Here is a 24,937-nt window from a genome sequence, read left to right as displayed (position 1 = left end):
CACGAAGGGAACACCGATGAAATTGATGACGTTAGTCTCCGAAGCTTCTTGCTTCTCTTCAGTTGAAGGTAATTGTTTTGTATCAATGGAACGGCCACCTTTTTGAGGTCATCACCCTCATAAAGAAAGATCCTGAATCGACTCACTGATTCGTAAAAATGCTTTTGTATTCGCGTGCAAACGTTTGAATGTTGCGCGGCAGTTGACCAGTCACTGCCTTTACGTCTTGCGAGATTGATGCAGCCTCGCCACGACGATAATGCGCATAATCTTCGACGAGCCCTTCAGCCTGCCATGATGGCATGTGAAAGCTAAGCAGTGCGTTAAGCATGTCAGCCTCTGAGATATCGACGAAGCGGATCTGCCGTCCGATAGAATCCGACAAATGGCTCGCTATCTCTGCGTGGGTGAGTGCCTCGGGGCCGGTGATGTCGTAGGTTTTCCGTCGTGTCCGTCTTCTGTGAGCGCGGAGACTGCGACGGCAGCGATATCGCGCACATCAACGATGCTCACACGTGCATCTCCAATCGGAGCAGCAATCTGATTTTGCGTGGCAATCATCTGTCTGAAGAGCAGCAGGCCTTGCATGTACAGATTGGGACGTAGGTTGGTGAATGCGATGCCTGACTGTTTCAAGGCGGACTCGACGGCTGCGTGATAGCGAAGGAATCGCACTGGAGAGTCTTCCTTGGCGTGTAACTGCGACAAATACACGATGTGTTTTACATTGGCTCTGCCGGCTAGATCGAGAAAGCGCAGCTGCTGCTCTTCAACTCTCTCTGAGGATGGTGTGACGAGAAAGACTCGGTCAATACCTTCGAGTGCTCGCCTCAGACTTGGGGCGTCGTCAAAGTCAGCAATTGCAATCTCAACACTGTTAGGAAATGCGGGCTTATCAGGCTTCTTGCGCACCATTGCACGAACAGCAGTTCCTTGGTGGCAAAGAGCTTTGATAATCTCGAAACCGTTGTTGCCCGTTGCGCCCTGTTATCAGAATCATACGTAGTTCCTCCATCTCCTCACAACTATCAGTTCACAGCGTTGGTGGGTTTCGTCCTTTGATCAGAGCACTGGTAGATCGAGTCGCTGTTGCTTTGTATGACCATCGGCCATCAATGGGGAAACCCATTAGTCAAAGGTTTCAACTCTACACGTAGCAGCTTTGCTGGCCTAGGACCATCTGGAGGGGGAGAAGCAGTCCCACCGTCGGTCGTGAAGTAAGATACTCTTCCCAGGTCACTCGGCCCTCTCCTCCACGCTCCTGCGGATGGTCCGATAAGTTCTTCATTGTAAGGGTCGCCTGCAATACTCTGGGTGAAGCCACTGTTAAAGCCTGGATCCATCGAGACGATATCGATCGTGTTTTGGCGGTGCGTTGTCAGGTAAATTACCTCCGCATCTTCGTCGATCAGGAAGTCGTCCCCCATTCTGCCGGCCACAACAACCTCCGGTGATCCGACAGCCTCCAGCGTGCTTGGATCGACTTTGACCCGCATAAAGAGCTTTTTGGCAGTTGCAGTGTAGTAGAGAAAATTTGTCTTCGCTGCATAACGAACACCGTTGACACCCGGCTGCTCTGGTTTCATCTTTCCTGGAAAGTAGCCCATGCTCGGATCTTCCAACCAAACCCGAAACGAGGGGGTCTTTCCGTCAGCAGGAAAGTCGACACGCCATATCAGACCTGCGAAGCAATCCGCGACGAGTAACACGCCCGGAGCAAGGAGACAGGCTCCATTGACGCCACGAGCGCGCTCCGGGAACTGGCAAATGGTCTCCGGACTGATGGCTGTTCCCGCCTTCCAATTACGAAGATCCAACCGATGCAAGAACGACTCATGAGTGGTGTACACGTTTCCGCTTAGCACTACAAAAACGTCTGGCTCCATCTCAACGATCCCACACGCATTCTCCTGATAGGTATGAATACGGACTGGTTTGACTGTTTCATATCCGTCAGCGGGGGGAACGTACCATAGCTCCTTCTTGTTGGCTACTTGGACTAATACAGAGTTATCCGCCCGGACAACTAAATTCTCGAGAAAGTATTGTTTGGGGAATTCCGCAACAGTGGTAAGTGTCGCTTGCGGAGCTTTATTGTGGGACATTTGTTGGTCTCCTTTTTGCGCCATGTAGGGCTGTTTACTGTGACTCGAAGTTGATCAATAGCTGCGGGCCGCGGTTCATCGCGTTTGAATAGGATTCACCACAATGCTGCGTTAGGAAATCAAACGCCGGTACCACTCAATGGTCATGGCGGCTACACGTTGAGGTTGCTCAGGAAAAAGCGCGTGGCTGGCGTCGGCAATGATCTCGGTCGTAACTCGATCGCCCAGCTGCTGGCGTAGCTCTCCCCAATACGGACGAGGTTTGAACGGGTCTGAATCAGGAATAATTTCGAGCAGTGGGGCGTTTCCGGCGCGAGAAAACTCATCCGCGGCCGTCCGACCGACACTGCTCACCTGCATCTGCATGGTTTCCGGGTACCAGCCATTCAGCCAGATAGTGGCATCATGGTTGGGGGCGAAAAAACCTTTCCTGAGCGCGGCCAATCGCTCTTCCACAGGCGCCTTGAGATCGCAAGCTTGATGCGGTGTCCGCTCAATCTCTGGCGATACTGAACTGCACTGTGCTGCGGCAACGATGACTCCCGTCACAAGTGAGGGGTAGTCTGCAGCAACCGTCTTTGCCACCCCGTGACCGAAGGCGTGGCCAAGCACTACTGCCTTTCCATCGCTGAGTTCGCGGATGACGAGAGCAACATCATCTGCTTGGTCATGCAGTGAAAGGCCCTCCATCTTTCCTTTCGATCCAGCGATGCCGCGCGGTTGTGGGCGCAGAACTTTGAACCCGGCCGCACTCAACGTGTTGGCAAAGAAATCGAAGTCCTCCGCTGCGCCGCGTCCATAGGATGGGAGGACGACGAGCGCAGGACCAGCGCCATCTGCATAAACTTCTAGGGCGACGTCCTTGCCGGAAATGCGGTAAGTGTGTCTTGTCTCGGCCACTATCACCTTCCTCCGTTTCTTTGTTGCAGAAAGCCCGCATAATTCGTTGGCCTTTTCGTCTATGTAGAATGCCGTACGGGTGCCCATCAGTCAGCGTGCACTCCTGGAAGAACTTCCAACTAGTGGAAGAAGCCGTCCGGAACTTTTGCCGCTTGCTCGTCGAGAGGAATGCCACCGGTACGAATGAGCCTAGCGAGGAACATGTAAGAGCCGATCACGTAGAGCATCTCGGTAAGGGCCCTGGGTGAAAAGTGCTTTTCTGCTTCTGAGTACGTCGAATCCTTGACCTCAATTAATTCAATGGTCTCGGTTGCGAATTTGAACGCAGCCACTTCATCTGCGTTAAAACATGCCGCCTGCAAATTGCCTTCGTGGAGTTCAGTGATCTTCTCGTCGGAAATTTCTAGACTCTTCGCTACAACGACATTCTGCCGCCAGATGTACTCGCAACCGGAAAGCTTGCCTGTCAGAAGCACAACTAGTCGTTCAATCCGGGCATTGAGCTCCAAAGGCTTGAACAGATGTCCGAAGTACTGCATGTAGGCTGGAGCAAGCGAGGGTGCGTTCGCAAGTGCGCGAAATACATTAATCGGTGGAAGTCCGGCTGCCGCCCCGGTTAGGAGAGGTTGGATAGCGGAGTCATTCGGTAAAGGCAATGGATGCCTTATGGTCGAGTTTCCGTGTGTTTGCGTATCACTCATAGATTCCTCTTTATTTACTGAGCTAGGTCGCACGGCGGTCAACGTTTCAGTCCCTCTGCAAACGAAGGAACGTCGTGGAACATGAGCGTAAACGCGACCATCGTGAAGTAGCCCATGATGACGGCGAGGTCTGATATGGCGTTCGTTCCGAGTTCCTTGAGCGCGCGATCATACAGCCCTTTTGGAACGTAACGGGAATTCACCAAAGTTGAAGCTATCTCATAGACGACCTGTTGTCGGTTGTCTTCGAAAGACACCGGTAAACCAGAAATAACGCGCTCGACCTGTTCGGCTGGAATCCCGGCCTTCGAGTACCCGCTGGTGCCCTCAGCAATCCATTCGTGCTCACTAAGTGGGAACGCAGCGCCCCATTTTCCCAAGAGCACAAGAACAGCAATCTCTCGTTCCGCTTCGCTAAGCCCCGATCCGCTCCTGTAGTAAACCCCCATGGGAATCATCAATTTCATGAGGGCCGGACTCTCTACCCAAATTTTGTATGGGCCTGGGCATATCCCGCGATCCTTGATGATCGAGTCATAGCCTGTACGCTGTTCCGGGGTCATGCTGTCGAGCGGAATTTCGGAATATCTTCCAAACGTTGGGTCGGCCATATCGTTGTCTATCCTTTCTGTTGATTGAAGAGTTCCCGGACAGATTCGGTCAGCCGTAGGACTTCCGAAGTCGGTTGCAGCCCATATCTATGCGGGGCGGACCGAACTATCTGTCACGCATACTTCTGATGCACCGTAAAGAATACGAACGCATACTGTTTTAGTGGACGGGTATACCCACAAGGTATCGATGGTCGCGGAGACGTCCGATCCGACACTTACCCAACACTGTGGCACTAGAAAGAATGACGCTTCTACACCGTTGCACGGGAGCTGTACTCAGCGATGGGTGAAGTCACTTCAAATGGTCGCAAAGAATAAGTATCGTCATGCGGTAGACCCTGCCGACATCTGCAATGACGAAACAGCAACTCGTTCTTACCTCCTCGTTGTGTGTAAACCGATTCAACGCTCGTCTTATGCGAGCAAGAAGGCCGATTTCGGAAAGTTGGTCACTCGCCGATACTTCACTCTCTCTGAGCTTGTCCAACCAAAGCCATTCTTGAAGGCACTTCAGGAAGGTTTACTGGATGACCCAGTTGAGTATCAGGAAGACTTCAAAAGGCGTCCGCCGAAGTCCCTGAGTGCAGGGGTTTCAGGTATGCGCTGCCGGATGACACAGAGATGCACGGCGGTCGAGCTTACTTAAGCGACCGCAAGATTGTTCTAGATAGCCTCTGCAGAGCCATCTGATAATTTTCTTGGCCGCGCACACAACGCGGTGACCACTACTGATTTGATCAATCCTGATCGAGAGGAACGCGGCATGGTTTCTAGCGTCACTGAGACACAGGGGCCGCGGCGCACACTTGCGCTCACCAGTCTTGTCCACGCACTGCACGACGGTTACACGGATATGATCTACGTCCTCCTACCGGTGTGGCAGGCGGAGTTCTCGCTAAATTATGTCGCGCTTGCGGTTCTGCGCGCACTCTATGTAGGCATCCTAGCGGCTTTCCAAATCCCCTCCGCCCATCTTGCTAAGCGCCTTAACGCGCGGACTGTCTTAGCGCTCGGGACAATTCTCTGTGCTACAGGCTATGCTCTGGTCGGTTTCTCGGGCGGTCTCGTGGGATTGTGTGCATCACTCGCGCTGGCCGGTGCTGGCGGTAGCACGCAGCATCCGCTTGCTTCGGCCGCAGTTTCTCGCGCTTATGGCGTTAAAGCGCGAGGTCCACTCGGCACGTACAATTTCGCGGGTGATCTGGGAAAAGCGACGCTTCCGCCACTCCTCTCTCTGTTGCTGACCGTGATGCACTGGCGCTCGACATTATGGGTGGCCGCCGGCCTAGGCCTGCTTGTTGCCGCATCTATCCTTTGGCTGATGCCGCCAGTTCCGGCCCCTCCAACCGAATTGGAGATCGTCGCAGCACCTAATCTAGAGACTCCTGGAAGGGGTGGCTTCAAACTGCTTTTTGTCATAGGTATCTTAGATACCGCCGCCCGCATGGGCTTTTTATTGTTCCTGCCTTTTCTTCTCAAAACGAAGGGTGCACCCCTGACGACCGTCGGGCTCGCCTTGTCATTCGTTTTCATCGGCGGAGCTTTTGGCAAGGCTGTCTGTGGTTGGCTCGGCGTGCGTCTCGGACTGTTGGCAACGGTGCTCGCCACCGAGGTCGGTACAGCCGCAGCTATCTTGGCGCTGCTGGTTTTGCCTCTCGGATCGAGCCTGATCCTTTTACCCCTGCTCGGCGTCATGCTCAATGGCACGTCATCCGTACTCTACGGCACGGTTCCAGAGCTAGTGGAACCGCATAAGATTGAGCGAGCTTTTGCCCTTTTCTACACAGGCATTCTCGGATCGAGTGCCTTAGCGCCAGTGCTTTACGGTCGTGTGGGCGATGCGGTTGGCTTGATCAGCGCGGAAGTCGCGCCGGCTATCACGGCGCTGGCGGTTGTGCCACTGATGCTTATCCTCTCGCCCAGACTCAAACGACCAGGGGTCGTTTGCTAATGAGATCGCTGTATGGAGAATGGTAATCTTCATTACGCCGGAGATTGGGTAGCTTTGAGTCTGGACGATTAAGTCACAATCGAGGGGCCAGGTGTCTCTGGAATTTCACTACTTTGATTGTGGAGAAGGGCGGTCTAGTCAGGGGCTCGAACATCAATTGAATGGTGGGCGGAGCCTGAAGCGCCTACTCACCGATCACATTGACCAGTTCCATAAGTATCATCTCGGTCCAAAGGCGCCCATTGAAGAAGTGCCAAACGCGTAAACGGGACAACTGAACCTTGTTGCTGGGCACCTGGCTGGCCAACTCCGGGTGTCGCGAGAGAAACGCGCCGAAATACGCATGATACTGGCATATTACGCCATATGGCACCCCGGTAAGACCAATCGAGATTGTATTCCGCCAGAAGCACTCGCAACTAGCTGCGTCCCGACTCGCAGCGACACGACCAAGGATTCGTTCCGACCGCGACATTTGGATAGGTAGCTTAGTGGGCGGTAAGTGGCAAGAACCCGAGTAAAGATATCGCCCGCCGCTGGATTGCTCAGGCTTTGTAGCGAGATCGTGGTGGCGTCTAACAAGGAGGATCATGAACACGCAGATATCAATCTCACGAAGCTTAGCGGAAGCGATCCATAGCATCGTTCCACAACGTGCGTACGAACGTCGTCGCGGGTTCAGCCTTCGCGTATCGCGCGGCCTGACCGGCCCACATCTGCATGCGTTCGGGGTCGTTCGTGAAGAATGCCTCATCTCGCATTCCGCGCGTGAGCGCACGCTGGACGGGATAAGGCGCGGGGACCGGAGCATCGTCGGCTGCAGCCGCTTCGACATAGCGGTTTCGAATAGCTCTGCCCGTACGGCCTGAAAATGCCCTTGTCAGGCGGGTGTGATGCGCTTCCGTTCTCGCCAGTCGGTCGCTGTACGCCTGATGGATCTTCGCTTCAGGACAGCGCAGAAAGCCTGTGCCGATCTGGACCGCGCTTGCACCCAAGACAAGAGCTGCTGCAATGGCCCTGCCATCCGCTATGCCGCCGGTAGCGATCACTGGGAGAGACACAGCGTCGCAAATCTGGGGCAGGAGAGCGAACAGTCCGACACTTTCAGCCTCAGCTTCGGCTGCATGAAACGTTCCACGATGGCCGCCCGCTTCCGCCCCCTGAGCCACAATCGCGTCCGCTCCAGCGGCCGCGGCTGCGCGAGCCTCGGAGACCGTCGTCGCGGTCGCAAACCAGAGAATACCGTGAGCCTTCATCTCTGATATAAAAGCGGGCGGGAAGAGGCCCATGATGGAAGAGATTACCCTTGGCCTGGCCTGAAGAAGGGCCTGCAATTGTGCCTGAGGATCCTCGAGTTGGGCATCGGCTGATTCGGCAGGGACAGCCGGTCCCCAGGTGCTGAGGAAGGTGCGCTGACGGTGTTCCGATGCTGCGTCACGGATCGGGGCCGGATCGGACACCCAGAGGTTCATCTGAAACGGCCCGTCGCTCTCGCTTCGAAACTCCTCAGCCCAGGAGGCTATCGATGCCGGAGACAGCAAAAGCGCTCCGCAAGCCCCCATTCCACCCGCGTTGGAAACTGCCGCTGCCAAAGATACCGGCGAAGCACCAGCCATCGGTGCCATTAGGATTGGTATTGCAGCATCGAGCGAGGCTGCGAATTTGCACGCACGATCAAGGGTACGTTCGATCATAAAAGTATTGTCTCAGCCGGGAATAGTCCTCACAAACGTTTCATCGATCACCGATCATTCCGCCCGGCTGGCGCTGTTTGCTGGAAGTCGGATTATAGGAAACCGTAAACACTTCAGAATCGATTCGGACCTAGCAAACGCTCATTGATAAGAAGGGCGGAAGGATCATCACGAACGTTCGTTTGTAGAGAGGGTTCGGGCTGAGTACTTCCCCTTTCGGGAATAGCAGGTTACTCCAGATGAGCTGCTAATCTGCTGCGGCCCATGCATCATCTCCAGCTTTCGACGCTCTCAAGAGTTCCTAAGGGGCTAGTGCCGGGATGTCTAGCCTTTGAACGAGGTCAAACTGATAGCTCACTGCAACTCATGAATCACGATGATCATGTGAAAGGTCCCGCATTGACAAGGATCTGCTAAACGCAGCTTTGATTTAGCGCCAGTAAGCTAGATGTGAGTCGTTTCCGAGATTTCGGTTACCGAGGAATCCGATTCTTGGAAGCTTTTCTGACTGGAGCGGCGTCTCATTCTAAGAGCAACAAGCCGAGACGATCGCTGCAGCGGCCGGAGCTTCTGCAGCCGCCACCAGTGACGGATAACGTGATCAAGAAGTAAGAACCTAGCTAGCAATATCGATGCCTAACCGGTCTCGCATAGATTCAGATGGCTCTTAGGACATGAGCCGCCTTGACGAAACTCGCAGTGAGAGGTGTGCGTCTATCATCCCGAAAGAAAAGCACGAGGGGAGCGCGAGGCGGAGTTGGCGTCACTTCCCGGAGGACTAATCGTTCCCCAATTGTCCGGGCCAAAACGTCATAGAAGAGCGCGACGCCCCGTCCGGCTTCTACGGATGCTATAACGCCTTCGGCACGGTCGTGTTCCTCTGCCACTTTGAACGAGTTGTTGTACGGAGTAAGCAGCCGAGAGACATAGCCGTTGTACCACTGGAAGTCGGAGAGCGTGACCGAAATGATCGGTTCGTGAGCTAAATCGCCCAAAGGAATTTTGTCTAGCCGCGCTAATGGGTGCTGGCGCGGAACTCCGGCTAGCATTCCGTAACTACCGATCTCCTCTACAGCAAAGTCCTTCAGACCGGGATTAATTTCACCTATGGTCAGACAGATGTCGAGTTCCCCGCGGTTGGTCAACTTAATCATCTGACTCGTCGTCATCGTACGAAGCTCGATCTTTGCTTCAGGATGCAAGTTTTGGAATGCTCGCAGGATCCTCGGTAGGGCCTCGACCGAGGCAGCGGACGAGTGACCCACTCGGATCCGAATTCCGTCACGCTTGGCGAACTCTCTTGTGAGGACCAAGGCATCATCAAATCGCTGCAAGACGGCTCGAGCTTCGCTTAAGAACACCTCTCCTGGTCCAGTCAGGATCAGACGTCTTGAATCTCTTACGAAGAGAGCTACGCCCAACTCGGCCTCAAGATCACGTATTTGGCGGCTCAGCGGAGGCTGCGAGACATGCAGCCGCTTCGCCGCTCGACTAACGCTTTCTTGTTCCGCGACGGCGACGAAATACCGCAGGTGCCGCAACTCTATGTTGGCGATTTCCATCACTTCTAGTTTACGCCGTCGGTTCGGTGGCCGCCGACAGATCGGCGGAGAACCGCGGGCCGGCCTGCGGCCTTATCTCGCTATACCACTCAGACGGCGGCGAGGGCCCTGATCTTTCCGGTGAGCATCAGGCTCTTAGTCGGTCCAAGGCGCGCAGAGCAAGATGCAACCTATACCCTTTCTGAACCTAACTGAACATTGAAGGTATGGATCAGCTCTATCTCTCTTGCATCGAAATGCTAGATGGATGGCGTATAGCGCGACCGCCACGACTCGTGGACTCAGGAAGTCGAGGAGTCGATTAGTTGCGACGGGACTATTAGCACCTCCGCGGGCGATATGCCTTAGCTTTTCGAAAAGGATGGATTCATGTCTAAGCCGCAGAATAGGGCATCCGGGCCATACACCAGGAAGCGTCTTCTACAGGTCAAAGAGCCTCGAGCAAAATGTCGTCTTCATCAGGGAGATCATCCATGTGGCGTCCGCACAAGCCCCGGATCCAGAGACGATCATCACTATGACGTCGATCCGGCTACGGCGGCAGCGGAGAGATAACAGGCACTCTCGATATTGGCGGACCGCCGTTGCCTTTTCGCTGTGCCTCATCTTCCATTCTCGGACGTCGGGCACTTTGGTTGAGCCGGAACGGACTTCGAATGGGTGCCGATTCCATATGCGAACCGACAGCCGCCCCTGAGGAAGGCTTCGTAGCCCCGTATAAAGACGCGGAAGAAAACATTTATTTAGCAAAGAGGAAACTATGTCCCAGAAAACATCTTTCGCCACTCGCATGCTGATAGACGGCAAACTGTTGGAAGGAGAGCGCTCGATGCCAGTGCGCGATCCTGCGACAGGCGAGACGATCGCCGATGTTGGAGCAGCCTCGCAGGGCCAAGCTGAAGCCGCAATTCAGGCGGCCAAGAGAGCGCAGCCGGGCTGGGAGGCACTGGGCTGGGAGAAACGGAAAGAGTTTCTTCTGGCTTTTGCGGATGCGTTTCGGGCTCGTGCGGACGAACTTGCAGAAGTGATGGTCCGCGAACAGGGCAAGCCAAAGCAAGAAGCCATTGGCGAGGTTGCCTACACCGAGGCGTATATTCGGCATTTCGCAGGATTGACCATTCCAATTGAAACGATCAAGGAAGACAGAGAAGGCAGCATCAAGGTTTATCGGAAGGCCTTAGGTGTTGTTGTTGGAATTTGCCCCTGGAATTTTCCCCTAGTGACTCCAACGGCCAAGCTGGCCGCCGCGCTCATGACTGGAAACACATTCGTACTTAAACCGGCCCCGACGACGCCCATCTGCGCACTGATGCTGGGAGAACTGGCGCTCCATATCTTTCCAGCTGGAGTCGTGAACGTCATTGTGGATGCGAATGATCTCGGAGAGTTTTTAACCTCTCACCCTGACGTAGCAGTAGTGTCCTTCACAGGGTCCACTGCGACGGGTCGCAAAGTGATGGCGAATGGCGCGGCACGGTTGAAGCGTCTCATCCTGGAGCTTGGTGGAAATGATGCGGCAATCGTTTTGAAGGACGTCGATGTACCTAACGCTTCTCAGAAGATCTATAACGCAGCCTTTTATAACGCCGGCCAGGGATGCATGTTGATCAAACGCGTCTATGCCGAAGGTGAGATCTACGATGAACTTTGTGAGTGTCTTGCGGAGCTTGCTCGCAAGGCCGTTGTTGGCAATGGGCTGGATGAGGGGACACAGATGGGCCCCCTTCAGAATACCGCTCAGTTTGAAAAGGCCCGTCACTTTCTGAATGTCGCTCATCGCGATGGCAGGGTTGTCGCGGGAGGAACATTTAGCGCCGGTGCCGGCTATTTCGTTGCGCCAACAGTGGTCCGTGACATCGAAGACGGAAGCGAGTTAGTCGATCAGGAACAGTTCTCGCCCATCCTTCCTGTGGTTCGTATCAAAAGCGCCGAGGACGGATTAGTCCGAGCCAATCGGTCCGATTATGGACTATGTGGCTCAATCTGGACCAAGGATGTGAGTCGCGCGCGGAAACTTGCATCGCAGATGCAAACAGGCACTGTTTGGATCAACCAGCACGTAAACTTTGGTCCACATATCCCTTTTGGCGGCGCGAAGCAGTCGGGTATAGGTGTGGAATGGGGCCAATTAGGCCTGACTGAACTCACCCAAGTGACCGTTATCAACGAAGCGCCGCAAGGTTGACCTCTCCAAGCCGTCGATCAATATCTTGAGCTTTCCCCCTTTCCCAGCGCGTTGCCCCAACCAGTCAGCATATCAAGGTCAAGGAATTTCTATGCCAGATACTTTGCCGATAGCCTCGGAAGAATCATCGTTTGCTTTTGCTCAACGCGTCCGAGCCAATCAGAGTCGACTCGCTGCTGCGCTGCAGACGTGGTACGACTTTATCATCTGCGGATCCGGCTCTTCTGGTTCCGTAGTCGTCAGACGGCTGGCTGAAAACCCACATGTACGCGTTCTCCTGCTCGAAGCTGGAGGCACGGATGATATTCCCCAGGTGATGGATCCCCAACAGTGGGTAACAAATCTTGGAAGCGAGCGGGATTGGGGGTATCAAGCTGAGCCAAGTTCATATGTCAATGGCCGCCGCGTTCCGCTTACGATGGGGAAGACACTGGGTGGTGGTTCCAGCATCAATGTTATGGTCTGGGCGCGCGGCCATAAGAATGATTGGGACTTCTTTGCTGAAGAATCGGGAGATCCAGCCTGGAGCTACGAATCGGTTCTTGATATTTATCGAAGAATTGAAACTTATGAAGGGGCGCCGGACATCGCGCGCCGTGGCTTAGCCGGGCCCATGTATGTTCGCAACACATCAACCCTGCACCCATTGAATGCGGCGGTGCTCGAAGCGGGACAGGCGGTAGGCATACCACGTTTCGACAGCCCGAATGGCAGCATGATGGAAGCTGCTGAAGGATGCTCAAGCACCGACCTTATTATTCGGGAGGGTCGACGGCAGTCTGTCTTCCGCTCTTACGTATACCCCGTAATGGACCGCCCAAACCTAACTGTGCTTACCGGGGCACTCGTCACGAGCATTCTCTTTGCAGGCAAGAAGGCCACGGGGGTAGAGTTCGCTTACGAGGGCAAGACTCGCCGTATTATGGCCGCTTCAGAGGTCGTGCTCTCTCTAGGCGCCCTCAATACACCGAAACTGCTGATGCAGTCAGGCATTGGTGACAGCGACGAACTCGGGAAGTTTGGCATTCCTATAGTGGAGCATCTTCCAGGTGTGGGCAGAAACCTCCAGGATCATCCCTCATTTGGACGGGTCTTTCAACTCCCGGAACCACTGCTATCAGGCGCCACTTTTCTGGGGGAGGCGGTCGTGTTCGGGAAAAGCGAGTCCGGCATGGCAACGCCTGACTTTGCGATCTTCCCCCTGCTCGTTCCTTTCACCAGTCCAGAGAATCAGGAGAGGTTTCATCCGTCTCCAAACTCCTGGACACTCTCCAGCATCCTGCTACATCCAAAGAGCCGCGGAGAGGTTCACTTAACAGGAGCAAATCCGCTCGATCCGCTGCGCATCGAGGCCAACTTTCTATCCAACGCAGAGGACATGAAAGCGGCTTTGGCAATCATGGCGATTTGCAGAGAGATAGGCATGACCGATGCTCTCAAACCCTTCGTAACAAGAGAAGCAATGCCAGATGATCTTGGAGAAGATGACCTGAAGGATTTTATCCGTAATGACTGCACCAACTATCGGCATCAGACTTGCACTGCAAAGATGGGCCGAGATGCCCAATCGGTCGTCAACGCACAACTTCAAGTTTACGGGATCGACAACCTGAGGATCGCAGATGGCTCTATTCTCCCGCGGGTCACTACGGGCAACACGATGGCGCCTTGTGTCGTCATCGGGGAACGCGCCGGAGAGATGATTAAAAAAGCTTACCAACTATAAGGTGGAGAGCCACACGTCGTCTTCTGTGATCATCGAGGCCAATTTCATTGGGCCTCGCGGGGTCCAACGGAAGGATGAACCACCCGACGAGGATCGCATACAGCAATCGAAGCCGAGATCGGAGCAACGAGCAGCCTCAGCGACTGTTGTCTGTTCAATAGTAGCGGAGAAAGCGAAAGAGCTCTTAACGGCCTGCCGTGGTCCTGGATCGAACGGGCTTTTGAATCATTCGGTGCGCCGCGGTTTCACAACGGTCCCCGAAAAAACTGACAGTCGTTCCAGAGCTTTTTGCGTATAGAACACTTCGGCCGAACGAGATGACGAAAATACGTTCGGGGTATTCCTTTTGGTGTTCCGCTTCGCATCTCGTGCTGATCGGATGCTCTACAGAGGCCCCAACCCGCTGTGGGCACAAGACCTAACCGGCTGCGATCTTGACAGGGCCTGCGAACCTACGGTTATTGATGGTCAACCTGACACCTTCCCGGTCGAGGCATTCCAGGGGAACGCGTCCTACGCTCTCTGTACATACAACGACTTGACTGCGTATTCCGTAGTCGTTTCAGACATCATTGGGCTCAGGTGTCAGTAACGACGCAACGTTATGTGTGACGTTTGATCTGCCTCAGCGTCCTACGCTGCTTCAGTGGCGTTGAAGGGCGTTGACGGTTCCTTTACCTTGTCCAATCTTCGGATCTTCAAGGGGGCCAGACACGATCTGGTTCCCCTTGCCGCGTCAGGTATCGCCGTGAATGGACACGATCAGTGGCCTGGCTCTGAACAGCGGCGAATTCCTGCTAATCCATCTCGAATAAGATGATAGTTTCTCGAGTGGGAGCAAGCAGCCCATTGACTAAGACGGATTCAGCTTATTCAGCCACTTGCCCATGACCACACGCGGAGCCGACTCAAATCCCAGGTGCTCGTAGAAACTAACGGCATTTGGATTCGTATCCCGTACGAGGAGCTGTGCTTTAGACACGTCTCTAGCACGCAGCCAATGTTCTGCAGCTTCCACCATCTTTCGTCCGATACCATTCCCTCGAATGTGGGGCGCGATAGCGACATAGTAAAGCCACCCACGGTGTCCGTCATAGCCGACCATCACCGCCCCTGAGATCTCATCGTCTTCACTCTCGTAAACCAATACGTCAGAGCACGAAGAGGAAACTGCGTTCATAAAATCCAGTCCAGGATCGTTGTAGCTGACCACCAATTCACACGAGCTCCACAAACGGACTACGGCGGCTTCGTCTGTTGCTTTGGCTGTTCTTATCGGCATCGAATCTAGCTCTCCTGTCAGTCAAGCCTAAGTTTTCGGTGATCCGGTCGTAAGATGAGTGGATTAGGCATTGGGAAACAAGCGGAGATCGTGACCCTTTCACGAACGACACTTATCTAATTATTACTTGATGATTGACTGCTGGTTTGGCTTCCAGAAAATGATTGGGCACCACCATCGGAGATTGGTCGGCGGAAGAGCTTCACCTTGGAACCGGTTGCGCCACGCTCGTACTAGGCGCACTCTTCGCGGTTGTGCTCGCCATGGGAAGAAGGACTCGATGGACATCCAAATTCGCCTACTGGTCCGCGATTGTCGCCATACGGGCGGCCGGAACAACGGCAGGCCAGTGACTTCTTTCCGAGACGGCCAAGGTCTAGGCAACGGTCTCTGACTTGAGACTTTCTTGGAGCACGTCCATAAGGTGCCTCTCTTCGTTAGCGTCCTGATGTGGCAAGATCCGCCAGGTTAGTCGCGGCAGCGCGCAGCATCATAACGACTGCCCAGAACCATGCTTGCATTGTTCGAATTTGAGCGGCGCTCACCGGGCTGGGCATGTCGGAGGCTTTCGTATAAGGCTAGCAGATCTCGTCGATGAGTCCCGAGGCGAGCGCGAACTATGTTGGATCATCGGTCGCGAACCGAATCGCTTAATTCACGAGCAAGTCGGATCGGACCGAAAGGTTACATGGCGTCAGAAGAGGTCATTCGCGGTGGTCTCTCCAACCTCCGGCCTTTTGCAATCTGGGGAGGATGGTCTTCTTGCCGCCATCCTCCTCTTCCAGAGCACCATAAGGCATTTCGGTGTCATTGAGGTCTGACAATCTCGCTTCCATCGTCGGCTCAAGTGCTGACAGAATCACGCTGGCCGTCTGCTGGATAACTTCCAAGCTCTCGGCCAACAACGAAGCGTTTCCCTGATAGAGCTGGATGTAGTCGGCGGAAGCGCTGTCGTTGACCAACCCAACCGCATTACCCACAACGAAGGCCACGGACTCAGCCTCCAGCTCTCGTATCGTCTTGGTGGTTGCCGTGCGTCGCTCCGCCTTGTGCAGCATTTCATGGGCTGCTTCATGCACGAGCGTTGAAAACTCTTCCGCCTTGGACTGACCGGGCAGAATAGCGATGCGTCCGCCGTAGCTCATCCCCAAGGCGGGGGCAATCTTCGGGTTGTAGTCGATCTGGATGCCCTGCGCTCTGAGGAAGGCTGCGAGACGGTCAATGCTCTCGCCGGGGTCGCCCGAAACTTCGCGCAACTCAGGCAGGTCTACGCCGTTGGTCTGCGAGATATCGAAGACGTAGGTATTTCTGAAACCAAGCAGAGTGCGGGTGTTCTGCTTGGTGATGTCCTTTTCTGCTTCCTCGTCCTTCCTGCGACGAACGCCAACAATGGGAGCAAGAATGCGAATGCCCTTAGCACCTGCATTAACGAAACGGCCGAGGTTCTTCCAGGTCCAGAACCCTGCAACGCGGGTTGCGGTGGGCATCTGCCGCGCGATCTCCAGCACGTTCCCAAAGCTGTACTTATGGAAGCGGCTCATGGCGCTGAGGTAGTTGGTGAGGGCTTCGGAATGTCCTGTCTCTAGTTGCTCAATCAAGAGCTTGATATTGGCGGTGATGAGTTCCTGTTTGGTGGTGGGCTTCTTGCTGTCGATGGTGGTGGCTACGCTGCTCATGGTGTGTCTCCTTTGCGGTTGCTTTTGCTTTTCATGCCATGCGTGGCATGTACCTACATGCCGAACGCCTCCTGGCGAAGGCGGGGCGGCAAAGCGCAAGGGGAGGGGTATCTCCCATCCGGAGCAGAGCGGAGGACGAGCGAAGCGAAGGTCTGCACAAGCGCAGCGAGGAAGACTGTTGGGAAACCCCTTGCGCTGCGCCAGGGCGGCGCCCTCAGGAGGTACCGGGGACATGGTTTACACGCAAGACCGAAGACATGGTTTACAGCGGAGCGCGACGGCTACAAATTTTAGGCATTTGGGCACATACGACCATGTCGTATGCACTGGAAAGAGCCTCAGATCATGGATCAACGCCTGCAGTTTCTGCCGAGTTATTAGAGGGGAGAAATGTCAGTAGCGGACCTGCGCCGCGCCTACCCTTTCGTCCGAAAGCCAAGCGTCTTTCACCCATCACGTCGAATGAATGTGTACTCGGGATCTATGCCAGGCTGGTGGACCGGAATCGGAGCCTGAGTACGACCGGAACTGCGCTTATATTCACTATCGCTGCAAATAGCCAGATGGCTCCCGGCCAGCGACCTCTGACAACCATGTAGAACGTCGAGAACAGGAGTGGGCCGACGATGGACGCCATGCTCATCGCCGCAGCCAGGACACCTTGAAATTGCCCCTGTAACTTCTGGGTGACCAAGCGAGTCGAGAGTGATTGCAGTGCGGGAGTTCCGACCCCAGCAAGAGCAATGACCGGCAGGACAGCAAATACCATCCAGGTCCGCCGCATGAAGGCCATCGCCACAAGTGCAAGGCAGGCTCCGGCAATGCCGCCAAGAAGAGTTCGCCGCTCGCCAAGGTACCGAGTGGCGGGGCCGGGCAGGAAGGCCTGGCCTATGGTCTGACAGATGCCGAATGCACCAAGGGATAAGCCTATCCAGTAGCCGTTCCATCGGAACACATCATTGCCCCACAAAGCCCAGCACGTTCCGTATACTTCGCCAGCTCCACTCAACAGGAAGAAGCTTGCAATGACAGGCAAGAGAGTCTTCATTGATAAAGCCCATCGCAGCGGCTCCAATGGATTCAGTGATGCAAGCCGAAGCCTTTCACCGCTCGGGACATGCGACTCCGGAAGGATAAAAAGCGCGAGTAAGAAATTTGCTCCGTTCAGCCCCGCAGCAACGACGAAAGGGAGCCTCACCCAATGGTCCCCGAGGACGCCGCCCAGGACGGGACCGAGTATGAAGCCGATACCGGACATGGCATTGAACACGCCGAAGCGTTTCGCTCGCGTGTCCTCCGGTGAGATGTCAGTGATGTAGGCGGTCGCAACCGACATATTCGCGCCTGTAAGCCCAGAGATAGCGCGTCCCACAACTAGCAGCCAAAGCGAAGGCGCGTAGGCCATCAAGAGGTAGTCGATAGCAGCTCCGGCAAGGGAAGCGAGTAATACCGGCCGACGGCCTAAACGGTCGCTGAGTGCGCCTACGACAGGGGCGAACACGAATTGCATCGCGGCGTAGAGTGCCGTCAGAAGCCCGATGTAAGAGACGACATCGCGCGTGTGGGTCACGTCTTCGATCAGGCGTGGAAGGATCGGGAAGATGAGACCTATTCCGACCGCGTCGAGGGCTACAGCCGCAAAGATCACACCAAGCGGCTTCTTCATCGGGAAGCACCGGCCACGGGTTCGCCGTCGTAGAAGAGTCCACCTGTCGGACCATCCGAAGTGAGTGTGGCAGCCCAGACGACGCCTTTTGCGGCCTCTGCCGGAGATCGGTCGTTTTCGTCCTCGCCCCGTTCAGGATGAGTGGCCACGGAGCCGGGATCCACTGCGTTGACCAGGATGCGCGTATCGGACAGTGCCGCGGCGGTTGTGGCCGTCCATGCATTCAGCGTGTACTTGGCAAGGGAATACGCTGGCGAGAATAGCGGCCCCGGCTGTGGGTCCGCAATGTGCCTAGCAGCTGCGCTCGATACGTTGACGATACGGGCTGCAGAGGCGCGCTTCAGAAGCGGTAGAAGCGCCTGAGTAAGCGCACAGCAACCAAACAAAGTCACTTCAAATATGGAGCGAAGTGCATCGAAATCCATTTCGAGTGCCGAGCGGGAACCGAAATCCGGCATGGCGCTTGCATTGTTTATCAGCACGTCGAGATGGTCGATCATGCCGGCGAGGCGTTCGGCGGCATCGGCGATGCTGGCCGAGTCTGCCAGGTCAAGACGCAGCGCGCTTGCTTGCAGGCCCTCTGCTCTGAGTTCGTCGGCGAGCACTTCCGCCTGATTCTGTTCTCTCGCCGCCAGTATGACGTGGAAATCCTGCTCGGCTAGTTGGCGAGCGACTGCGAAGCCCAGGCCTACACAACGGCTCGCTCCGGTGATCATTGCTGTGGATGAAGATGAAATGGAAGTATTGTTTTGCATGAACCGCTCCTCGGGGTGTTCGACCTGAGCGGTTCGTCGGTTGCAGAACCACACGGACGAACAAAGTGGACGTTTTGCGTCCTTTGTTCGTCGTGGGGATCATTTGCACGAAGCAGATGATCAGAGCTTCCGTTTCCAGAAGGACTTGGGCTTACCAAACCAAGTCTGCCTTTTCCGACACAACTAGTGTAGCACTGACACGACGGCTGGGTGACAGGACAAACGACCACGCTCGTTTCAAAACATGAGGTTTTGGATAGATGTCAAATCCCCGAGTCACTCGTTGAGAAAGGCCGCGCTGGAAATGTGCATTGGCCTGTAGTCACCGGTCGAAACCTGCCGGTCTGATCTCTTAAGCCTTACTTGGCCATGTCGCCATTGCCATTTCGATAACTTGATGCAGGTCGCGAGTAGATGCACCATTAGAAGCTTGGACAGAAAGCCCCGTAACAATCGACGTGAAGTACTCCGCCATGACCTTGGTGTTTGCTCCTGACGGGAGTTCACCCTTTCGCTTTCCTTGTTCCAGACGCTTCTGCAAAAGCTGTGTAGCCTGCCGCTGTAGCGCGCCTAACTCAGCGCGAAGTTCCTTTGTATCGGCACTCCCTGTGAGGGCTCCCTGCACGAGGAAGCAGACGAAGGGCTCCCCTGTCTTGTAGTGCAGTCCCCGCGCGAGTCGTAGACATGCCTCGACCGCTTCACGCGCGGTGGGCTGTTCTAGAGCCTCCTGATACACCGTCGTCGCTTGCTCTGCATAGAAGGTCATGGCTTTCCGGAAGAGCTCAATCTTGTCCCCAAATGTTGCATAGATCGTTGGCTTGCTCATGCCGGTGGCTCTTGTGAGGTCCGTATACGACGTTCCGTCGAAGCCCTGTTCCCAGAAAAGAAGCATGGCGGCACGCAGGGCTATCTCGCGGTCGAAGCTGCGCGGGCGCCCCGGCCCGGTCTTCTTTTGCGGTCTTGATTCGCGGTCCATGGTTAGAATTAGACGCCGCAAAGAGGGCATCGGAGATATTTTCTACCGTTTGGTTTAATTCGTGAATCCAAGCGGCTCCGGGTTCATCCTTTACCGTACGGTAGGAAAATGCACCCGATCGGGCTGCGCTCCGCCGCACCCATGTTTCAGGAGCATTCAATTGAATCAGGCAAATCCAAGTTCTCTCGGCACAGCAGTAGTCACGGGCGCATCATCAGGCCTTGGCAAGGTGTATGCGCAGCGCCTCGCCGCACGCGGCTACGATCTTCTTCTCGTCGCGCGGCGAGAGGACCGATTAGAGGCGATCGCCACTGAATTGCAATCCCGTTACCCCGTGCAGGTTCACGTGCTTGCAGTCGATCTCGCCGGCCCTGATGGATTGGCCAAAGCATCCGAGCGTATCAGCGCCGATACCGCGATCACGATGCTCGTGAACAACGCAGGCACCTCCAGTGTCGAACCCGTTGCCCAGGTCTCAGTCGAAACCATCACCAATCTCATCGCACTCAACGTGACGGCACTCACCGTTCTTACGAAGGCGGTCCTAGCTAATTTTATTCACCGGAATACGGGAACCATCATCAACATTGGGTCAGTGGTCGGCTTCGCCGGCTTTGCCTGGGTTCCGGCGTATGGAGGTACCAAAGCCTACGTGCAGAATTTCACGCAAGGCCTGAAGCTGCAGCTTGCCGAGACGAAGATCCGCTTGCAGTACGTCGCACCCGCTGGTACGGTTTCTGAGATCTGGGACGTCGTGGGTGTCCCCATGTCTAGTCTTGGTGAAGGCGCGCTCATGGATACAGAAGCGTGCGTGGATGCCGCTTTGAAAGGGTTGGATGATGGAGAATTCATCACGGCACCTTCCGTGCACGACGAGACCCTACTGCAGAAGTATGTCGATGCGTCTGAGACACTCCTCGCGGCATCGCAGCAGCCACAGCCCGCGCCCCGTTACACGTCTCGCAGCTAAATTTCGCGCGCCGAGCGGTTTCCGAGGACGTACGGTCGTCCTCAGAACATCCTGCTCCATAAATCTTTTGTCTTGGCTGGCAATAAATCGCCGAATCACTTATTGAACGAATGAGGATGAGCGCATTGGCCTGTGCTCACCAAACAAACTCTCTGCAGAAGACTATAGACTTACGGCGACCTCGCCCGAGCAATCCTTCCGTGCCCCTTCACCGGACGGAGTGAGATTTACGCCTTGGTATGCTCATGCAATGGACTCTTGGACCGTCAAAGCTGCCGTGCTCGCCGTGCTGTTCATACCCATGAGTGGTAACTCACAGACGGCGGCTGCGAAGCTGAACCAACTTGCCGATCGTTTTGTAGATCAGCAACTTCAGTACGATCCAACCTTAGCCTATTCCTATGGCTTTCCCACCCGTGACCACAGCCACTTTGCGGACCGAAGCCCCCAGGCGCTTTCAGTGCATGACCAGGAGGAACGCGAGGATCTCACAGCGCTTCTCGCTTTACCAGTCGCAAGCTTGGCTCAATCAGACCGCGCTACCTATGTAAATCTGCGTGAGCGGTTGGAATCCGATCTCCAGCTTCGAGTATGCAAAACGGAGCTTTGGAATGTGAACCACTTTGATGGCTGGCAGTCTGAGTTTGCGGAGGTAGCTGAAAGGCAGCCCGTGGATTCAGCCGAGGAGCGTAAGCAGGCCCTGCGACGTTGGCGGAGCATGCCCCAATACCTGGATGTGGAGATTGCCAATCTCCGAGTTGGGCTCTCGCTCCACTACTCTGTGCCGCAGTCTGTCGTGCGCAGAGTGATCCAGCAAATGAATACTCTGGTGGTTGTAGACCCGCGGCAGTCAGTTTTCTACTCGCCTGCGAAACGAAGTGGAAATGCTGCCTTTCAGAACGCATTCCGCCAGATCGTTGCAAACCGGATCAATCCTGCCTTGAAGTCGTACCGCGACTTCCTTCAAACGGAATACCTGCCGAAGGCGAGGGAGGGCGTCGCGATCTCCGATCTACCTAACGGTGCTGCTTGCTACCAAGCATTTCTTCGCTCAAGTACCACGCTGGAGCGAACACCGGAGGAGATCTACGACCTTGGCGAGAAGACGGTGCGCGAGAACGTCGCGGAGATTGCAAAGATCGGAGAAGCGAAGTACGGCAGTACAGACCTGCCGAAGATCGTGGCAAAGATCAAAAGCAACCCCGTGGAACACTTCCGATCGAAGGACGACCTTCTTAACTTCTCGCAGCAGTTCCTTCAACAGGCGAAGGAGGTGACGGCTGAGCAACTCATTACGGGGATGCCCGAGCAGGATGTTGTCATTCAGCCGCTATCACCCTTTGAGGAGGATGCAGGTGTTGGGTCTCGTTTCCAACGACAGCCGGATCCCGGCAAACCAGCTGTCTTCCTGATTAAGCTGGGTGACTGGAGTACCGAAACGCGCTCCGATGCGGAGATCGTCACGATTCACGAAACAGTGCCCGGACACTATCTACAGCAGGCCCTTGCACGGCAACTGCAACCAGCAACGCGGTTGTCTAAGCTGATCGATAACGACGCGTACGCAGAGGGGTGGGCGCGGTATGCGGAGACTATGGGCGAAGAGGCCAAGATCTACGATACGGAGGACGCTGCCGTGATGCGCCGGCTGTGGCCGGCGCGCGGCATGGTCGTCGATCCAGGCCTTCACGCGCTCCATTGGACGCGGCAGCAGGCGGTGGACTACATGGTTTCCTCCGGCCACTTCTCGGCGGATGCGGCCAACGACTATATCGACCGCATTGCCGTGATGCCCGGACAGCTTACCTCCTACGACACGGGCGGACTGGAAATCAAAGCACTGCGGGCCGAGGCGCAAGCGCGGCTAGGCGCTCGGTTTGACCTGCGTCGCTTCAACCGTGCGGTGCTGGACGAGGGAGTTGTTCCTCTTGGTGAACTACGTTCTCACCTGGCCGCCTGGATCGCCGACGAACTATCTCAGAAATGATTGGACTAAGCGGGCCAGAGGTCCAGTCGTCGAGCAATGTTTCTTGCTTACGTCGATAAGGTCTTCGTCTATATTTCAATCCTAAGTGAGCCGCTATCGTGTCCAGCTGGCGAGAAATCGCCAAGGCACTCATCGACCGATCACAGTAGGCGTTCGTTGCGGCTGCGGCTCGATGTGTAGCCAGTGCTCCCACGTCATCTGACAAAAACAGCCCATGCAAGTGACAGCGTGTGGGAAGCATGGAAAGCCATGAAGCTGGCTTCCCACCCCCTTTGGAATCCCTTCGGAATTCCCACATCCCCACATCCCCACGGCCTCGACGACTGGACGTATGTCTTTTCATGCCCTTCAAGTCAATCCATCGTCACCGCAAGGGGCTTGTAACGGATGTCTCAGGCCCACAAGGTAACGCATATCCCGGTACATTCGGCCCTCAGCGAGGTTTGGTTTTCTATTCGTGCGCGCAGCGCACCTGATTGTCAGGGTCGCCTTGCGGCAGGAACAGGCTGCTGTGGTGGGAAGCGAAGAATGCGGAGCAGTCGCAGCGCGGGAGGAGACCCCTCCCTTGGATGGCGATTGCCATAGGCATTGGAGATGACCGATGATGGAGGTGGAACGGGTACGCACCGTTCTGGGGTGTCGAAACCCCGATAGACAAGTGAGCGCCGCCGGGCGCTCTGAGCAACTCCCTAGACCTTTTGGCGTCGGGGAGCCTGTGGCGTATGTCCAGGCCCCTAAAGCTAAAGGCCGCAGGAGCCTGTCTATCGGCTTTCGAACTCCCCGACATCGGGTTATAGGGCTGTTTGCGGGGGCGCACCGCAGACGTTTTCCCCTCCCCTTTGATTGAGGAGTTATGCTGGTTCCGCATAATATTTCCCCGAAATGCTTCGTGCCGGTCTCCAAGGGCCCGGGATTTGTGTTGCCCTTAGAAAAGCGATGGAGGCACGGCTTTGTGCGCATGACAATTCCATGTGCGAGAGCGACGGGGTATCCGCGATGAGCGCTATTCGCGAACTGAACTTCGCGCCCAAAGGTGGAGGACGTCTACCGCTGCCGGAGCGATGCAGCCTTGATCTCTCCTGCTTTGAAGAACCCGAAGTACAAGACGCGCTGGCCGTCGCCATCGAAGAAATACTCTACGTCGTCACGTTTTCCGGGATTGAGTTGCAGGCGTTGGACGGCGTGACGGTCACCTCGGACTGCCGTGCGGCTGCGTGTGCCCTGCAAGACCTTCCCCAAGGGCAGGTTCCGTTAGAGATGAACCCACAGCCGGAGGTCATGGAGATGGCACGGACGGCTGCGGTCCGCCGCGAGGGAGACCTGCGTTTCCATATCGTGTTGCGCCGCGGTCTCGCGTTATCGACACTCTCTCCGGAGCCGGAGATGCAGCGGTTGGCGCTGGGCTGCATCGCCCACGAAGCCGCGCATGTGGAACACGAGAGCCATCTCTACCGGATGTTTCCCGACAGCTATGGAAAGCCGCTGGAGTGCGGCAACCGTTCGCGCCAGACCTTCTTAAAGGCGATGGATGTCTGGAGCGAATATGCTGCGTGCCGGTCCTCGGCGATGTTTCGCCCGGAAGCGGTAGAGGAGTTTGAAGGGATTCTCTGCCGGGCGATCGAAGACAGCTTTGCAGCGGCATTGGAACAGATCAAGGCACATCGCGAAGGGCGCGGCGCCGGCGATGTGTTTCGCGAACTTCAGCAAATCTTCGGTGATGTTTTTATCTGCGCCGGTTACCTGCTCGGCCACGTCCACGGAATAGAACGGAGTCTAAAGGATCGCACGCCGCACCTCGAGGAGATCTTCCGAAAGAAACCGTCCGTCAAAGACCTAATGACCCGGCTTGAACGTATCCTGCATGAACTCTGGCTACGGGAATTTGCTTGGGACTCCATCGAAGTGTTTGCGCCTATCTACGATCTGATCTGCGAGATGATGGCCCAGTGCGGACTGGTCTTTGCCAGACATGAAGAGGAATGGCGAATCTTCATGTACGAGGAGCCCGAGGCCGTCGAAGAGGCCAGAAAGGCCTTTGGAAGGATGGGCCAAGCAGTCCGAGTCACGTGAACAATAACGATCTATTCCTAGGGTTTGCTTCAAACTGCTCAAGGAGCGACTTGGCCTGTTCTCGTCAATCGAAATCGGAGCAGGAAGTGCCTGTCTACGACCTCTGCCGGGGTTCGG

At 55.5% G+C, this 24,937-nt stretch carries 19 protein-coding genes and 1 pseudogene; 7 read left to right on the top strand and 13 right to left on the bottom strand.

Annotated elements, in window-relative coordinates; translation table 11 throughout:
• Positions 1–142: 142 nt before the first annotated feature.
• The 6 genes and pseudogenes from ACPOL_RS33925 to ACPOL_RS02585 form a co-directional block, all read right to left on the bottom strand.
• Positions 143–385, bottom strand: a complete 243-nt coding sequence (locus tag ACPOL_RS33925; RefSeq protein WP_201759063.1) for a Rossmann-fold NAD(P)-binding domain-containing protein — start codon at positions 383–385, stop codon at positions 143–145.
• Between the two features lie 8 nt (positions 386–393).
• Positions 394–972: pseudogene (locus tag ACPOL_RS02605) on the bottom strand (NmrA family NAD(P)-binding protein); the annotation flags it as partial.
• A 140-nt stretch (positions 973–1,112) separates the two neighbouring features.
• Positions 1,113–2,105, bottom strand: coding sequence for a hypothetical protein (locus ACPOL_RS02600; protein ID WP_114205677.1), 993 nt, complete (start codon positions 2,103–2,105; stop codon positions 1,113–1,115).
• A 111-nt stretch (positions 2,106–2,216) separates the two neighbouring features.
• Positions 2,217–3,005, bottom strand: a complete 789-nt coding sequence (locus tag ACPOL_RS02595) for an alpha/beta fold hydrolase (RefSeq protein ID WP_161557148.1) — start codon at positions 3,003–3,005, stop codon at positions 2,217–2,219.
• A 119-nt stretch (positions 3,006–3,124) separates the two neighbouring features.
• Positions 3,125–3,706: a carboxymuconolactone decarboxylase family protein gene (locus ACPOL_RS02590; protein ID WP_114205675.1), complete on the bottom strand. Its 582-nt coding sequence runs from the start codon at positions 3,704–3,706 to the stop codon at positions 3,125–3,127.
• Positions 3,707–3,744: 38 nt separating this feature from the next.
• Positions 3,745–4,317: a carboxymuconolactone decarboxylase family protein gene (locus ACPOL_RS02585; RefSeq protein WP_114205674.1), complete on the bottom strand. Its 573-nt coding sequence runs from the start codon at positions 4,315–4,317 to the stop codon at positions 3,745–3,747.
• A gap of 766 nt (positions 4,318–5,083) precedes the next feature.
• On the opposite strand from ACPOL_RS02585, the gene ACPOL_RS02575 reads away from it, so the two are divergent.
• Positions 5,084–6,271 (top strand): MFS transporter, encoded by a 1,188-nt coding sequence (locus tag ACPOL_RS02575; RefSeq protein ID WP_114205672.1) that lies wholly within the window; start codon positions 5,084–5,086, stop codon positions 6,269–6,271.
• Positions 6,272–6,891: 620 nt separating this feature from the next.
• Here ACPOL_RS02575 and ACPOL_RS02565 read toward each other — a convergent pair.
• Positions 6,892–7,965, bottom strand: coding sequence for an NAD(P)H-dependent flavin oxidoreductase (locus tag ACPOL_RS02565; RefSeq protein ID WP_114205670.1), 1,074 nt, complete (start codon positions 7,963–7,965; stop codon positions 6,892–6,894).
• Positions 7,966–8,621: 656 nt separating this feature from the next.
• Positions 8,622–9,527 (bottom strand): LysR substrate-binding domain-containing protein, encoded by a 906-nt coding sequence (locus ACPOL_RS02560; RefSeq protein WP_114205669.1) that lies wholly within the window; start codon positions 9,525–9,527, stop codon positions 8,622–8,624.
• Positions 9,528–10,287: 760 nt separating this feature from the next.
• On the opposite strand from ACPOL_RS02560, the gene ACPOL_RS02555 reads away from it, so the two are divergent.
• Complete coding sequence (locus ACPOL_RS02555; protein WP_114205668.1) at positions 10,288–11,712, top strand: aldehyde dehydrogenase family protein; 1,425 nt, start codon at positions 10,288–10,290, stop codon at positions 11,710–11,712.
• Between the two features lie 91 nt (positions 11,713–11,803).
• Positions 11,804–13,438 carry a GMC family oxidoreductase gene (locus tag ACPOL_RS02550; RefSeq protein ID WP_114205667.1) on the top strand — a complete coding sequence of 545 codons (1,635 nt, stop codon included), beginning with the start codon at positions 11,804–11,806 and terminating at the stop codon, positions 13,436–13,438.
• Between the two features lie 853 nt (positions 13,439–14,291).
• Here ACPOL_RS02550 and ACPOL_RS02545 read toward each other — a convergent pair.
• Positions 14,292–14,720 (bottom strand): GNAT family acetyltransferase, encoded by a 429-nt coding sequence (locus ACPOL_RS02545; RefSeq protein ID WP_114205666.1) that lies wholly within the window; start codon positions 14,718–14,720, stop codon positions 14,292–14,294.
• 164 nt (positions 14,721–14,884) lie between these two features.
• Here ACPOL_RS02545 and ACPOL_RS02540 point away from each other — a divergent pair, with 164 nt between their 5' ends.
• Complete coding sequence (locus ACPOL_RS02540) at positions 14,885–15,073, top strand: COG4705 family protein (RefSeq protein WP_114205665.1); 189 nt, start codon at positions 14,885–14,887, stop codon at positions 15,071–15,073.
• A gap of 351 nt (positions 15,074–15,424) precedes the next feature.
• On the opposite strand, the gene ACPOL_RS02535 is transcribed toward ACPOL_RS02540, so the two are convergent.
• The 4 genes from ACPOL_RS02535 to ACPOL_RS02520 all read right to left on the bottom strand — a co-directional run bounded on the left by ACPOL_RS02535 (position 15,425) and on the right by ACPOL_RS02520 (position 19,823).
• Positions 15,425–16,396 carry an ArdC family protein gene (locus tag ACPOL_RS02535; RefSeq protein WP_236657181.1) on the bottom strand — a complete coding sequence of 324 codons (972 nt, stop codon included), beginning with the start codon at positions 16,394–16,396 and terminating at the stop codon, positions 15,425–15,427.
• A 481-nt stretch (positions 16,397–16,877) separates the two neighbouring features.
• Complete coding sequence (locus ACPOL_RS02530) at positions 16,878–18,062, bottom strand: TCR/Tet family MFS transporter (RefSeq protein ID WP_114205664.1); 1,185 nt, start codon at positions 18,060–18,062, stop codon at positions 16,878–16,880.
• Positions 18,059–18,817: an SDR family NAD(P)-dependent oxidoreductase gene (locus ACPOL_RS02525; protein WP_114205663.1), complete on the bottom strand. Its 759-nt coding sequence runs from the start codon at positions 18,815–18,817 to the stop codon at positions 18,059–18,061. The genes ACPOL_RS02530 and ACPOL_RS02525 overlap by 4 nt, the downstream gene beginning before the upstream one ends.
• Before the next feature lie 352 nt (positions 18,818–19,169).
• Positions 19,170–19,823: a TetR/AcrR family transcriptional regulator gene (locus ACPOL_RS02520; protein WP_114205662.1), complete on the bottom strand. Its 654-nt coding sequence runs from the start codon at positions 19,821–19,823 to the stop codon at positions 19,170–19,172.
• 130 nt (positions 19,824–19,953) lie between these two features.
• On the opposite strand from ACPOL_RS02520, the gene ACPOL_RS02515 reads away from it, so the two are divergent.
• The 3 genes from ACPOL_RS02515 (at position 19,954) to ACPOL_RS02500 (ending at position 24,820) form a co-directional block, all read left to right on the top strand.
• Positions 19,954–20,763, top strand: coding sequence for an SDR family NAD(P)-dependent oxidoreductase (locus tag ACPOL_RS02515; protein ID WP_114205661.1), 810 nt, complete (start codon positions 19,954–19,956; stop codon positions 20,761–20,763).
• Between the two features lie 250 nt (positions 20,764–21,013).
• On the top strand, positions 21,014–22,750 hold the full coding sequence (locus ACPOL_RS02510) for a DUF885 domain-containing protein (RefSeq protein ID WP_114205660.1): 1,737 nt from the start codon (positions 21,014–21,016) through the stop codon (positions 22,748–22,750).
• Between the two features lie 996 nt (positions 22,751–23,746).
• Positions 23,747–24,820, top strand: coding sequence for a hypothetical protein (locus ACPOL_RS02500; RefSeq protein WP_114210566.1), 1,074 nt, complete (start codon positions 23,747–23,749; stop codon positions 24,818–24,820).
• Positions 24,821–24,937 lie beyond the last annotated feature (117 nt).

The organism is Acidisarcina polymorpha (genome assembly GCF_003330725.1).
Classification (GTDB): domain Bacteria; phylum Acidobacteriota; class Terriglobia; order Terriglobales; family Acidobacteriaceae; genus Acidisarcina; species Acidisarcina polymorpha.
Note: the sequence above shows the minus strand (reverse complement) of the source record. Positions and strands in the feature narration are given on the sequence as shown.

Excerpts from the sequence above, each read along its gene's own strand:
- ACPOL_RS02600 (WP_114205677.1), bottom strand. The coding sequence starts at position 2,105 with ATGTCCCACAATAAAGCTCCGCAAGCGACACTTACCACTGTTGCGGAA.
- ACPOL_RS02590 (WP_114205675.1), bottom strand. The coding sequence starts at position 3,706 with ATGAGTGATACGCAAACACACGGAAACTCGACCATAAGGCATCCATTG.
- ACPOL_RS02585 (WP_114205674.1), bottom strand. The coding sequence starts at position 4,317 with ATGGCCGACCCAACGTTTGGAAGATATTCCGAAATTCCGCTCGACAGC.
- ACPOL_RS02575 (WP_114205672.1), top strand. The coding sequence starts at position 5,084 with ATGGTTTCTAGCGTCACTGAGACACAGGGGCCGCGGCGCACACTTGCG.
- ACPOL_RS02565 (WP_114205670.1), bottom strand. The coding sequence starts at position 7,965 with ATGATCGAACGTACCCTTGATCGTGCGTGCAAATTCGCAGCCTCGCTC.
- ACPOL_RS02560 (WP_114205669.1), bottom strand. The coding sequence starts at position 9,527 with ATGGAAATCGCCAACATAGAGTTGCGGCACCTGCGGTATTTCGTCGCC.
- ACPOL_RS02555 (WP_114205668.1), top strand. The coding sequence starts at position 10,288 with ATGTCCCAGAAAACATCTTTCGCCACTCGCATGCTGATAGACGGCAAA.
- ACPOL_RS02550 (WP_114205667.1), top strand. The coding sequence starts at position 11,804 with ATGCCAGATACTTTGCCGATAGCCTCGGAAGAATCATCGTTTGCTTTT.
- ACPOL_RS02545 (WP_114205666.1), bottom strand. The coding sequence starts at position 14,720 with ATGCCGATAAGAACAGCCAAAGCAACAGACGAAGCCGCCGTAGTCCGT.
- ACPOL_RS02535 (WP_236657181.1), bottom strand. The coding sequence starts at position 16,396 with ATGAGCAGCGTAGCCACCACCATCGACAGCAAGAAGCCCACCACCAAA.
- ACPOL_RS02530 (WP_114205664.1), bottom strand. The coding sequence starts at position 18,062 with ATGAAGAAGCCGCTTGGTGTGATCTTTGCGGCTGTAGCCCTCGACGCG.
- ACPOL_RS02525 (WP_114205663.1), bottom strand. The coding sequence starts at position 18,817 with ATGCAAAACAATACTTCCATTTCATCTTCATCCACAGCAATGATCACC.
- ACPOL_RS02520 (WP_114205662.1), bottom strand. The coding sequence starts at position 19,823 with ATGCCCTCTTTGCGGCGTCTAATTCTAACCATGGACCGCGAATCAAGA.
- ACPOL_RS02510 (WP_114205660.1), top strand. The coding sequence starts at position 21,014 with ATGGACTCTTGGACCGTCAAAGCTGCCGTGCTCGCCGTGCTGTTCATA.
- ACPOL_RS02500 (WP_114210566.1), top strand. The coding sequence starts at position 23,747 with ATGAGCGCTATTCGCGAACTGAACTTCGCGCCCAAAGGTGGAGGACGT.